This is a genomic window from Peptoniphilus faecalis (genome assembly GCF_012976305.1).
Classification (GTDB): Bacteria; Bacillota; Clostridia; order Tissierellales; family Peptoniphilaceae; genus Peptoniphilus_A; species Peptoniphilus_A faecalis.
Window position 1 is genome coordinate 1 of record NZ_JABDSR010000004.1, and the last position, 13,227, is coordinate 13,227.

Sequence of the window (13,227 nt, forward strand, 5' to 3'; positions counted from 1 at the left end):
AAGGTACTCATACTAAGATAAAGACTTTAAAAAGAAATTGTTTTGGTATGAAAAATTTCAATTTGTTTAGAAAGAGAATCATGTTTGCTTGTAAGTAATGATATGAAAACGGGAAAATTTTGCAAAACCCCTAAGGGTTTTGTTTGCTATGCTTATTTTTAATAGTTTTCTTGTTATTTTAGTATTTAAGCTTTATTAGCGTCTATGTGTTTATTTTTACATAAAAAGAGAGACTCAAGTTAACGAGTCTCCCCAATATTTGACATAGAGCCTTTATTTTGTGTTAAATTTTGGGAGACTCGATAATATCGAGTTTTTTATTGTAAAAATAAATAACTATAAATAAAAAATAATAATTTCCATAAGAGCAAAAAGCAAATTAAATAATAATGGAATATAACCTTCAAAAAGCTTCATTAAATATTAATAAGTAGCTAAAGCATTTAAATTAATTGTATCAAAGTACAAAAAGTGAAACATATGTCTTGACAGTTAAGAGAAAAAAGTTTTTGAAAAGAAAAGGAAACTTGTTAATTGCAAAACTATGTCCCACTTTCTTAGAAAATTTGTATTGGAAAAAGAGATTTATGTTGTTGATTTAGAACCCTTTAGAAATCTGCAATGGATACTTGCAAATGAAACAAATAATAAAGTTTAGCATAATTAATTTTAAATAAAATTATAACAAATAGATTGTTATGTGGTTAAAGAGATCCTACCTTTTACAAAAAGTTATCATATTAATAACAAGTTTTTTACATATCATAGTTATAATAACATTAAAGTATCACAGTATAAAGTATTTAAAGGAGAGAATTTTTTTTAAAAAGATTAGTAGATGTTTAAATTTATTTTTAGCTTTTGTAATTTCATTCGTTTTAATGGGGAATTCAATTGTATATGCAAATGAGATTAATTCACAAAAACCTTATGAGAAAAGAGAAAATTTAAAAATCATTGAAGAGTCCTTTTTGAAAGGCAAGTATAAGGCTATTTATGAATATACTGAGGGAGATACTCATTATAAAAGAATAGATGAAGCTGATGATGAATTCAAAGAAACAAAAAGTGAATTATTTGAATTAGTGCGTGGTAAATATGTCAAAGTTGAAACTCAATATACTAATATTGATGATAAAGGCATAATGAATGTATACATAGATTCAGAAAAAGGAAATGATAAAAATTGGCAGGTTAATCTAAAAGATAATTTGGAAATTAACAATAATGCAATTGTACCTTATGTAAATAATTATGATTGGATTACAGAGGAAACCGATGGATATAAATATATAGGGAATTTAGGCAGAACGGCTTTAATATCAGCAATAGCTGCTATAGCTGGGTCTATAATAGGAGGACCGTTAGGCGCTGGTGTTGGGGCATCGGCAGCAGCTATTGCAGATGCCTTATTTAATGGCGGAAATAATTATGTATATTATCATAAAATATATAATTGGAAATATTGTGAAAGAGATTGGAGAATTATAGAAGAAACAGAATACACTAGATTTTATGAAGATTCATATCATAGATTTTTTATTGATTATACCTATGTGGAGTGGAGATGTTAGTTGAAGGAGTGGTATGTATAATTTTTGAGATTATATATGCTAAAAAACTAAAATATACAGAATTAAAAAATAGGAAGTATTATTATTATATAAGTTTTTTTATTATACTAATTAATCTATATAGATATAAATATGGAAATTCAAGTTTTTGGACTATTCAGTTGGTAATTTTTTTAATAGCAATAAACTTAGGTTTTATATTTGAAAAATTTATAAGTAAATAATTTAAAAATCGTTAATTATCTTTAATTGAATTATAAAATTGTTAAACAGTAGTGTAAAATAGCTTGTGTATCGGCTTAACCTGACTAAGGTAGGTCGATACTTTTTTATGGCTCTATGTTAAATTTTGGGAGACTCGATAATATCGAGTTTTTTTTATTGTAAAAATAAATAACTATAAATAAAAATAATTCTAAACTATAAATAAAAAATTATAATTTCCATAAAAGCAAAAAGCAAATTAAAAATGAAAAATATCTATTCTATTATTTCTATCTACTTAAATAAACTAGTCTAGTATAAAAGTGGATAGATAATTATACAAAAAATCTAAAATATTTTAAATATTTAAAACATAAGACAAAAGTAAATTTAAAAATTTACAGCTATTACAATTAATTGTGTATAAATAAAAACTAATTTGTTCCTTAAAAAAATTAAAAAAAAAAAGATAACTATCTATAAGATATTTAAAGTCAATTATGCTATATTTTGAGAATAAATATCCTTAGTAAACCCAAATTTTATAGCTTATTGCGTGATAATGGATATAGATTTTGGTTAAGGTTTCTATCTTTTAAAGGGAGGTAATTTAAAAAAGATAAAAGTTTTCACGACAAACACAATGGAGCAATAAAATTTTTGCAAAAATAATAGAAAAGCTATTTAAACAAAAAATCAACAAAAATTTAAAATAGCTAAAAGTCTATTATACCTTGCTTATAATTTTATAATGACAATCAAAAAAATTAATAGGAGGAATTATGATTTTAGTAGAATCAATAATCATAGTGCTATTATTTGTAGCATTATTTAAAAATTTAATTAAAAGTAATCCCATTCCATTTTATATTTTGGCAGTGTTAATAAATTTTATGTATATAAAAATTGCATCAATGCCAATGGTCAAAGAATTGAACCCAGCAATATCCAAGTATTTATTAGGACCACTAAATAGAGGAGTCATAGGGACAGCCTTTATCATAATAGTAATGTATATTGGCGTTCTCAAAAAGGATCAATTTGTAAGAGAATTAATGCAAATAAGAGGAGAACTTGCAATAATAGGTTCAATTATAATTTTTGGACATAATATATTATTTGGAAAAATATTTTTTGTACAATTTTTCACAGATATGTCAAGTCTTGAACCATTAAAACTAGTGGCGACGATAATTTCCTTGGTGATGATAGCAATTTTAATTCCATTATTTTTAACATCCTTTAAAACTATTAGAAAGAAAATGAATCCAGGTAGCTGGAAAAAACTTCAAAAGTTAGCCTATACATTCTTCTACTTAATATTCATTCATGTAATAGTACTATATTCTGGACATATTAAAGATAAAGTACTTGATGTTGTAATTTATGTTTTAATTTGGGGTTACTACACAATCAAATTAGTTCAAAAAAATCAAATATAAATTCAAGTGAAAGGGTTGCAATAAAAATATAAAGGAGAAGTTAGTCTAAAATAAGTAAAACTATTGTAAAAGTGGTACTTTGTATCATTAATTCTATTTAGGAGGTAGATATGAAAAGAAAATTAATTGCGCTAATGATGGCAATGCTAATGATGATTGGCACTGTAAGCTTTGAAGTCTTTGCTAAAGAAGAATTAACTAATAAACAAAAAGTTGACAAATTAGTTAGTGCAAAAATAGTTGAAGGAGATGAAAGAGGAAATTTAAACCTTGGCAATCCAATCAAGAGAAGTGAGATTACAAAAATCCTAATATATTCCTTGGGATATAAAGACGAGGCTGCAAAACTTCAATCAGAAAAATCTAAATATTCAGATGTTAATTCAAACCACTGGGCAAAGGGAGTAATTCAAGCAGCAAGCAAAATAAAAATGCCCAATGGTCAATATTTGATAGCAGGTTATCCAGATGGGACTTTCAAACCAGAAAAAAACATAACAGAAGCAGAATTGATAAAATTAATGGTTGTAGCCACTAAGAAGGACTTGACAAGTGAGGAAATGGCAAAAGCAAAATGGCCTAATACTTATATTGATTGGGCAAAAGAGCTAAAGATTATAGGCAAGGGTACAGGCATTGAAACTATCGATCCAAATAAAGAAGCAAGCAGAGAATTATCCTTTGTAGCTTTATTTAATGCAACAGAAAATAATGAAACTAAAAAAACTGAAGAAAATAAAAAGGCAGTATCAAGCCTAAAGACGAATACAGTCAAAAAATCATCTTCACGAACAAGTAATAGGTTTATCACTAGTAGCGGTAGCGCATCAACATCAAGTACAACACAAGCACCGAATGCTAATGAAAACTCTAGTTCTACACAAGCACCGAATGCTAATGAAAATTCTGGCTCTACACAAGCGCCAAAAACAAAAAAACCTTTAGATGGAGAATGGTATGCAGCTTCCTTTGAAGGACTTGAAAGTGATAAATATGGACCAAGTATTGTAAAAGTTAAATTAACAGATGAAAAAATAGATTCAGTTGAAGCCATAGCTGATGGTGGATTTAAAGAAGAGTATTTAAATATTGCAAAGCATATTCTTCCAAAAATGAAGGGTTTAAAACTTAATGACCTAGATAAGGTTTTAAGTCAAATAAATAATAAAAAGGGAGAATATTATGATTCAGTAACTAATGCTACTATAACAGCTAAGGATTATGTAAAAGCAACTAAAAAAGCTATTCAAAGATCCATTGATGCAAATGACAATAAAAATATTCAGGACATAACATATATAAAACTAAGACTTGCACCAGGAGAAACAAGAACACAATATATGCTAAAAACTGATTTAAAAGCTGGCGAAAAAGCTGATTTCAATTTTCTAAAATTCGACATAGCCTATGCTAATGGCAGAGTTGAATCTGGAGCAGATTTTACTGAACTTAAATATAACAATATAGATGCAAACTATACTCAAAATCAAAAGCTGGAAAAACCAGGAAGTATCACGTTGCACATAAAGGACAAGACAGGATATCTTGAAGAAAAAGTGACTCTTCATGTATCAGATCAAGAAGATCCAACAAAGATAAAAGTCGAAACCAAACAAATGAAGATGGTAAAAGCTAATGGAGAAGAACAAGATACAGGAATAGTTGTAAAAAACAAAGGAAAAGATACAACAATTACAGCTAACAATAAAGAAGACAAGCAAGTTCCAGTAAGAATAGATGAATCTGGAAAGGTATTTGTCACTCCAAATGCTGATGTTGGAACAATAATCACTATAAGGATTACTGATAAGGATCTTCCTAGAGGTTTTGCAAGTATTAATGTTTCTGTAGATACTACTTCAACTGACATAAAAAAGATAAGTGTAGATAAAGATAATATAAAAACTGTAAATGCTACTAATGAAGAACAAGACACAGGAATCCTTGTAAAAAATAGTGGTAAAGAAACAACTATTACAGCAATTAATCTTGATGGCGATGATGTAGTAGACATAAGAATAGATGACTCTGGAAAAGTATTAGTTACTCCAGGCACTAAAGCAAAAGATTCAATTCATATTGAAATTTTTGATGACAATTTACCTGATGGCTCTGTAGAAATTGAAGTTCCCGTAGACAATAATTCAATTGACTCATCAAAGATAAGTGTAGATAAAGATAATGTAAAAACTGTAAATGCCACTAATGAAGAACAAGATACAGGTATAGTTGTAAAAAACAAAGGCGAAGAAACAACTATTACAGCAACTAATAATGATTACAAGGAGATTCCAGTATCAATAGATGAATCTGGAAGAGTATTTGTTACACCAGGTACTGATGTAGGAGATATAATCTATATTGAAATTGCCGATAGTGATTTACCTTATGGTTTTGTAAATATCGATGTTCCTGTACAAGCAAATAGTGGTGAAACATCTCCAGCTGAAAAAACTTGGTTTGGAACATCTGATGTTAATGTAGGTTTTAATCCTAAGGGAGCAGGTCCAAATATTCTCGAGGTAAAGATAGATGAGGGTCTAGTAAAAGATATAAAAGTTATTAAAAATGGTGGATTAGAAGAAGGATATATAAGAATAGCTCAAAGAATCTTGCTAAAATTAATAGACAAGGATAAAAATGCAATCTTGAAGATTGAAGCTGAAATAGATAAAAAATTAGATAATAAAAATTATACAGGTGAATATGTAGATGTAGTAAGCTCTGCTACTAAGACAGCTAAGGGATATATAAGGGCTGTTGCAAATGCAATAGACAGATCTGAAAAATATAGTGGAGATAAAAATATTCAAGATATAGCCTATATAAAACTCTCTGGAAATAATGAATTTAGTCCGGAAAAATACAGAAATGCTATTGCAGATAAAGTAAAATTAGTACGTGGAGAGAGTGCAGATTTTGATTCTATCAAATTTGATATAGCTTATGGCAATGGATTAATAAGACCTAATGTTAAATTTTCAGATTTAAAAAAATATGGAATAGAAACAAATTACGAGCAAGGACAAATTTTAAACCCTGAAGGAAATCAAATAACTATAAAAGCAAAGGATAAATCAGGCTATGCAGAAGATTGGCTAACACTTTTTGTCGCAGAAAGCCTAAAACATGAAGTAACTCCAACACATTTTATATTGACAATGCCAAATGGAAGTGAAGATAAATTCAATATACAAAAAGGATCTGGAGTTAATCTTGGTGGGAAAACAGTCAATGTCAAACCTACAAAGGCTGAACTTTTCTACAATGATAAAAAGATAGCAGATGGTCAGTGGCTAGATAAACCTTTTGAGTATTGGAAGTTTGAAAACTTTGATACAAGTGTATTAAAGGAAGGTGAAAAATTTGAAACTTCATTCTATAGATTTAATACTTGGGTTGATGATAAATCAGAATTAAAATCCATCAAGCTTAATTTAAAGAAAAATAAATATTTTGAGGGAGAAACTTTATCCAAAGGAGATTTTACAATCACTACAACTACTATCAATGGTACTGTAAAGGAAATAGGTTGGGATGAAGCAAGTCAATTAGGCATTAATATCAATCCAAATATTGATTATGAATTTACTAAAGAGGATACAAGTACTCATGAAAAGGAGATAACTATTAGCTACAAAGAAATAAGTGATAAGGCTAAAGTACAAGTATTAGAAGCAGATTCCGAAACTCCAACAAAGGTTGAGGTCAAACTAGGTGAAGAATTAGTTTATACTCAAAATATAACTAAAGAGGAATGGAATAATGCAGATAAAAAACTTAAAATAATCGGAAAAGAAATTTCAGATAAATTTAAAGGAAAACAAAAGGATTTCAATGTTATTCTATATAATGAAAGCAATAAAGTTATAAGAACAAGTAATGAATATAAGTATAATTTCAACTATGCAAACATTGGAGAATACAAATATGTAGTACTTGGTCATTGGGTATTTAAAGCTGACCCTAAGGTACCAACAAAGGTTGAGGTCAAACTAGGTGAAGAATTAGTTTATACTCAAGATATAACTAAAGAGGAATGGAATAATGCAAATAAAAAACTTAAAATAATCGGAAAAGAAATTTCAGATAAATTTAAAGGAAAACAAAAGGATTTTAAAGTTATTGTATATAATGGAAACAATGAAATTATTCCAACAGAGTATAGATATGACAGTGGCTTGAATATCTCGACAATTCAAGAAAATGAATATATTATGCTTGGACAATGGGTATTTAAATAATGATTTGTGAAATTCATAAATAACAAATATTTCTCTCTAGATTAAGTTAATCTAGAGAGATTTTTATTTCCCATGCTTTATGTATTTTAAATTTTTGATATAAGATTTAAATATATTTATATGGGCGAGAAGGGAAACTAAGGATTAGTTTAAGTTAAAGACTCTCATATAGGGATAAAATTAAAATGAGAGCCTTATTTTTTGTAGACTTCTGTGGTAAAGTCTGTGTTTATTTTTCCATTTTTTATATTGTATATATTGCTTGCGAGAATTTCTTTTTCTAGCATTTTTTTTATTATTCCATTAGATTTATCGTAAAAGTTTTTAAAGGAATAGATTTTATTTTTGTTTTTTGATTTTTTAAATATTTCGATGCCTCTTTTATCACAAGCGAGGACTCTTGTATAGGGTTCTTCAAAGGATTTTTTTATTTCATCTTTTTTTATATCTAAGAGAATTTCAAGAACAAGTCTTTTTATTCTCGATTTGCTATGCCTTTTTGAGTGAACTTTTTCTATAAGTTCTTCAAAATTTTTAGAGTCTAAATTTTCTAAAATTCTATTTTCTAATCCTACTTCATAGTCAAAGTAATCTTTGAAGTTTATTTTTTCTGAAATCATTTTGTATTTAAAAATTTCAAAATAATTTTCTAATTTGTTTTCAACCTTGAGTTCATAATGTGGTATAAAGTTATTTACATCTTCATTATTATAGCAAAGTCTTCTTATATAAGATGCTGATGCAAATTCGTCAATTGAAAAGTCATCATTGTGGTTTACATTTTTTCTCTCGATTGAATAGGGCTTTATTTTTGAATTTAATTTTTCTAGGTTTTTAATGTACTCAAGTGCCAAAATATTATTAGGCTTTTTTAAAATTTCTTTTTCTTCTCGAGGTAAAAAGTCCATGGCAAGTTCACGAGATTTTATATAAGAGTTTCCCTCAGCTAGAAATTTTTTTATTTTAGCATCATCTAGGTTTGTGTTAATTTTTTTTAGTAATTTTTTTAAAATTATAGAATTATCTTCGCTTCCAAAGTAAAGCCTATCGACAATGCCCATAGAATTTAGAATATTTATGCCGCCGTGAGCGAATATTTCTGCGTTTGATGTTGAATAGATTAGTGGCAGCTCTAAAACTAGGCTTGCACCATTATCGACGGCAATTTTTGCCCTTTTAAACTTATTTATTATGGCAGGTTCACCTCTCTGGACAAAATTTCCAGACATTATGATTATTATATAATCTGAATATTCATTTTTTATTTTTTGTATTTGATAGGCGTGACCATTGTGAAAGGGATTGTACTCCGCAATTATAGAAGCAATTTTCATATTTTAAAACTCCAATTATTGACTAATGTCTACATCTGTTATAAACTAATTATTAGTTATTATACTATATTTAATGAATTAAAAAAACATTAGGAGGAAATATGAAGATATTAGTAATTAATTGCGGATCTTCTTCTCTTAAATATCAATTAATTGATATGGAAACTGAAGAATTGATGGCAAAGGGTTTAGTTGAAAGAATTGGAATTGATGGTTCAAGAATTAAGCACGAAACAATAGGCAAGGAAAAGAAAACTATTGAAACTCCAATGCAAGACCACAAAAGAGCTTTGGAACTTGTAATGGAATCCCTAACAAATGAAGAATATGGTGCAATTAAATCCCTTGATGAAATTGACGCAGTAGGTCACAGAGTAGTACATGGTGGTGAAGATTTTGCAAAGTCTGTTATAATTGATGAAAAAGTTTTAAAGGGAATTGAAGATAATGTTGAAATAGCTCCTCTTCACAATCCACCAAATATTATGGGAATTAAGGCTTGTCAAAAACTTCTTCCAAATGTTAAACAAGTTGCAGTATTTGATACAGCTTTCCATCAAACTATGCCTGAAGAAAGCTATATTTATGCACTTCCTTATGAATATTATGAAAAATATAAAATTAGAAGATTTGGTTTCCACGGAACTTCCCATAAATACATCACTAATAGAGCAGCTGAAATGCTTGGAAAAGATGTAAATGAAGTTAATTTAATTACTTGTCACCTTGGCAATGGTTCAAGTATTTGTGCTGTTAAAAATGGTAAATCAATTGACACTTCAATGGGCTTTACTCCACTTGAGGGACTTGCAATGGGAACTAGATGTGGTGATTTAGATCCAGCTATTATTCCTTTTATTATGGAAAAAGAAAATCTTTCTACTGAAGAAGTTAACACTTTAATTAATAAAAAATCAGGTGTACTTGGAATTTCTGGAGTATCAAGTGACTTTAGAGATATAGAAGCTGCAAGAGATGAAGGAAATAAGAGAGCTAAACTTGCCCTTGATATTTTTGAAAAAAGAGTTCGTGGATACATTGGATCTTATATGACTGAACTTGATCATGTTGATGCAATTGTATTTACAGCAGGCGTTGGCGAAAACTCAATTGAAATGAGAGAATCAATTGTTAATGGATTAAAATCTTTAGGAGTTAAAATTGATCCAGAAAGAAACAATGTAAGAGGCGAAGATAAGCTTATTTCTGCTGACGATTCTTTGATAAAAATATTTGTAATTCCAACTAATGAAGAGCTTATGATTGCAAGAGATACTAGAGAACTTGTTAAGGCATAATTTTGCAATAAGTATTGACATTTAAAAAGTAAAAAGTTATAATAATTTGTATGTATTTTTGAGGTGAGTATATGAAATTAGATCTTAGTGCTTTTTTGTCATCTGATGATATTAGGTTAAACTTTGATGGTAGCCTAAAGGAAAATGACACGGATTTGAGTTTAGAAGATCTAAATCTCATCTATCCAATAGAGTACAATGGATATATTCATAATTTGACAGGGGAATTAGAACTTTGTCTAAATATTTCCTACAAATTTAAAGCAACCTGTGACAGATGCCTCAAAGAGTTTATAAAAGAAAAAGAGACGAGTTACATTGGATACAATTTTAAAGACCTTAGTTTATATGATGATGATTCAGTAGACGAGTATTTTAAAATTAAGGATGATTCTGTAGACCTTTCGGAGATTATTTTCTCACAAATTATTACATCTATTGTTGGGAAAAATTTGTGTAGAGAAGATTGTAAGGGTCTCTGTCCACGTTGTGGCAAGAACCTCAATGAAGGTACTTGCGATTGTGAAAAAGGATCTTCTGAAGAGAAATTTGATCCAAGATTTGGAAAGTTATTAGATTTATTTAAGGATGAGGAGGTGTAGAAATGGCCGTACCTAAGAGAAAAACTTCAAAACAAAGAAAGAATAAGAGAAGAGCATCTTCTTACAGATTAAATAAAGCAACAGTAGTTGAATGTCCTAACTGCCATGAAATGAAATTACCTCATAGAGTTTGTCCATCATGTGGACACTATGCAGGCAAAGAAATTGTTGCAGAAGCTGAATAATTAAGTGAGACTTGAGTCTCACTTTTTTTGTGCGAAAAATTTGCTCTATAATATTTCAAATATAGTCCAAGATATAGAGTTTTTATTATCAAATTTCTTTTAAGAATTCATACTAAAGTTATGTTATAATAAAAATATGGTAAAGTTAAAAAAAGCTGATATTTTAGTTATTATTTTAATAGTTATTATTTCTTTTTTAATTTATTTTTTTACAAATAAATTGCCTAAAGAGGATGTAAATCTTGCAAAAAAAGTTGTGATTACTGTTGACGGGAAAGTGTTTAAAGAGATTCCCTTAAATAAGGATACAAAAGAGAAGATAGATATAAATACTATTTATGGTAAAAATGAAGTCGTAATTGAAGGGGGAGAAGTCCATATGCATGAATCCAATTGCAAGGATAAGATTTGCATAAAGATGGGGAAAATAAGTATTCCCGGCGATTCAATAATATGTCTTCCCAATAGACTTATTGTTAAGATAGTATCTGAAAAAAGAAATGACAATGACTTGGATTTGGTTATAAAATGACAAAAAACAAAAAATTAATTTATTTATCACTACTTAGTGCAATTGGGATTGTCCTTGGTTTATTTGAAAGTGTAATTCCACTCCCAGTGGCAATTCCTGGAGCTAGACTTGGATTGTCAAATATTGTTGTGCTTGTAATCATAGTTTCTATTGGTTATAAAGAGGGCTTTTTTGTCTCTATTTTTAAGACTGTGATTTTAGCTCTTGTTACTGGTGCAGTTTCAAGTTTCTTTTTCTCCATGGGTGGTGCAATTTTAAGTTCAATTGCTATGATAATGTCTCATAAATTTTTGAGAAAATATTTATCTTTAATTGGCATCAGTGAAATAGGATCTTTTTTTCACAACTTGGGACAGGTTTTAGTTGCATCCTATATTATGAAAACTACGGCAATACTAGCATATCTACCTTTACTTGTAATTTTGGGGATTTTCACAGGATATTTTGTTGGTCTTGCTTCAATCTATGTAGTCGGCAATACCAATATATCTAAAGAGAGAGGTTGAAATGGAAAGTATTATTTTGGCGTCAAATTCTCCTAGAAGGAGAGAAATTTTATCGAACTTTATAGATTTTAAGGTAATTTCTAAGGAGATCAATGAAATAAAAGACGATTCTTTTTCTCCTTCTACAACGGTAACTGCTCTTGCCTTTGAAAAGGGAATTGAAGTCGCCAGGGAACATGTTGATGAAATAATTTTATCTGCGGATACTTTAGTTGAATTGAAGGGACTACTTTTAGGTAAACCTAAAAATCGAGAAGATGCAAGAGAAATGATTAAAAGTTTAAGGGGAAAGACTCATAATGTCTACACAGGTTATGGGATTTTTAAACTTTCAGAGAAAATTAAATATGTAAGCTATGAGAAGTCTAGTGTAAAATTTTATGATTTAAGTGATTATGAAATTGAAAAATATTTAGACACTCTTGAGTATAAAGATAAGGCTGGTGCCTATGGTATTCAGGGCAAAGGCTCGCTATTAGTGGAAAAAATAGAAGGAGATTATTATAATATTGTGGGCTTTCCAATAGGAAAGATAAACAGGGATTTAATAAAATTATTTAATTTTAGCTTATGGTGATTTTATGAGAGAAAGAGAAATGGAAAAATACACAATAAAGGAAATGCCAGAAGACGAAAGACCTCAGGAAAAATTAATAAAATTTGGGCCAAATTATCTTTCCAATGCCGAACTTTTAGCTCTTATTATAAGAACTGGTACAAATTCAGGTGATTCAGCAATTGATACTGCTCAAAAGGTTCTTAGAAGTTTAAAATCAGAAAATGATGAAGATGGTCTAAACAGCCTTAAAAATGCAAATTTTTCAGACTTGATGAAGGTTGATGGAATCGGACAAGCAAAAGCTGCTATGATTATTGCTGCTGTACAACTTGGAATGCGACTTGCTGTTAGTAATTACAATTCAAAAATTAAAATTACATCGCCGTCTATTGCTGCAAATTATGTTTTAAGTGAAATGAGCGTTTTGGAAGAAGAGCATTTTAGGATTATGACGCTAAACACTAAGAAAGAAATAAACTTTGTTAGAGAAATTTCGAAGGGAACTATTAATATGACCATTGTCCACGCAAGGGAAGTTTTTAGAACTGCAATTCAGGACAATGCACATAGTATAATTTTATTACATAATCATCCAACAGGAGATCCAAGCCCTTCAAAGGAAGATATTAATCTTACAAAAAGTCTTGTCGAGGCGTCAAATATTGTTGACATCAAAATCTTGGACCACATAATTATTGGCGACAATAAATATTTTAGTTTTTTAGAAGAGGGACTTATTTAGGAGGT

12 protein-coding genes and 1 pseudogene are annotated in these 13,227 nt (G+C 29.0%); 12 read left to right on the forward strand and 1 reads right to left on the reverse strand.

What is annotated here, in order from left to right:
- The 5 genes and pseudogenes from HKO22_RS11135 to HKO22_RS03385 form a co-directional block, all read left to right on the forward strand.
- A partial coding sequence (locus tag HKO22_RS11135; protein WP_169968558.1) for a transposase occupies nt 1–98 on the forward strand: 98 nt, incomplete at its 5' end.
- Between the two features lie 398 nt (nt 99–496).
- Nucleotides 497–649: pseudogene (locus tag HKO22_RS11140) on the forward strand (plasmid mobilization protein); the annotation flags it as partial.
- A gap of 232 nt (nt 650–881) precedes the next feature.
- Nucleotides 882–1,574, forward strand: a complete 693-nt coding sequence (locus HKO22_RS03375) for a hypothetical protein (RefSeq protein WP_144015217.1) — start codon at nt 882–884, stop codon at nt 1,572–1,574.
- A 986-nt stretch (nt 1,575–2,560) separates the two neighbouring features.
- A complete protein-coding gene (locus HKO22_RS03380; protein WP_169968560.1) occupies nt 2,561–3,220 on the forward strand; it encodes a hypothetical protein in 660 nt (219 codons plus the stop codon).
- Between the two features lie 110 nt (nt 3,221–3,330).
- Entirely contained in the window at nt 3,331–7,464 is a 4,134-nt protein-coding gene (locus HKO22_RS03385) for an S-layer homology domain-containing protein (protein WP_169968562.1), read from the forward strand.
- Nucleotides 7,465–7,658: 194 nt separating this feature from the next.
- Here HKO22_RS03385 and HKO22_RS03390 read toward each other — a convergent pair whose 3' ends face one another.
- A complete protein-coding gene (locus tag HKO22_RS03390; protein WP_169968564.1) occupies nt 7,659–8,798 on the reverse strand; it encodes a nucleotidyltransferase in 1,140 nt (379 codons plus the stop codon).
- A 101-nt stretch (nt 8,799–8,899) separates the two neighbouring features.
- On the opposite strand from HKO22_RS03390, the gene HKO22_RS03395 reads away from it, so the two are divergent.
- From HKO22_RS03395 to radC, 7 genes are all read left to right on the forward strand, one after another.
- Nucleotides 8,900–10,096, forward strand: a complete 1,197-nt coding sequence (locus tag HKO22_RS03395) for an acetate kinase (RefSeq protein ID WP_169968566.1) — start codon at nt 8,900–8,902, stop codon at nt 10,094–10,096.
- A 71-nt stretch (nt 10,097–10,167) separates the two neighbouring features.
- Nucleotides 10,168–10,698 carry a YceD family protein gene (locus HKO22_RS03400; protein ID WP_075660299.1) on the forward strand — a complete coding sequence of 177 codons (531 nt, stop codon included), beginning with the start codon at nt 10,168–10,170 and terminating at the stop codon, nt 10,696–10,698.
- Nucleotides 10,699–10,700: 2 nt separating this feature from the next.
- Complete coding sequence (rpmF, locus tag HKO22_RS03405; protein ID WP_019107039.1) at nt 10,701–10,883, forward strand: 50S ribosomal protein L32; 183 nt, start codon at nt 10,701–10,703, stop codon at nt 10,881–10,883.
- 136 nt (nt 10,884–11,019) lie between these two features.
- Nucleotides 11,020–11,415, forward strand: a complete 396-nt coding sequence (locus tag HKO22_RS03410) for a NusG domain II-containing protein (protein ID WP_075660300.1) — start codon at nt 11,020–11,022, stop codon at nt 11,413–11,415.
- Nucleotides 11,412–11,921, forward strand: a complete 510-nt coding sequence (locus HKO22_RS03415) for a Gx transporter family protein (protein ID WP_169968568.1) — start codon at nt 11,412–11,414, stop codon at nt 11,919–11,921. Before HKO22_RS03410 ends, HKO22_RS03415 begins: the two co-directional genes overlap by 4 nt.
- Before the next feature lies 1 nt (nt 11,922).
- Entirely contained in the window at nt 11,923–12,498 is a 576-nt protein-coding gene (locus tag HKO22_RS03420; protein ID WP_075660302.1) for a nucleoside triphosphate pyrophosphatase, read from the forward strand.
- Nucleotides 12,499–12,502: 4 nt separating this feature from the next.
- Nucleotides 12,503–13,222 (forward strand): RadC family protein, encoded by a 720-nt coding sequence (radC, locus tag HKO22_RS03425; protein WP_169968570.1) that lies wholly within the window; start codon nt 12,503–12,505, stop codon nt 13,220–13,222.
- Nucleotides 13,223–13,227: the final 5 nt, after the last annotated feature.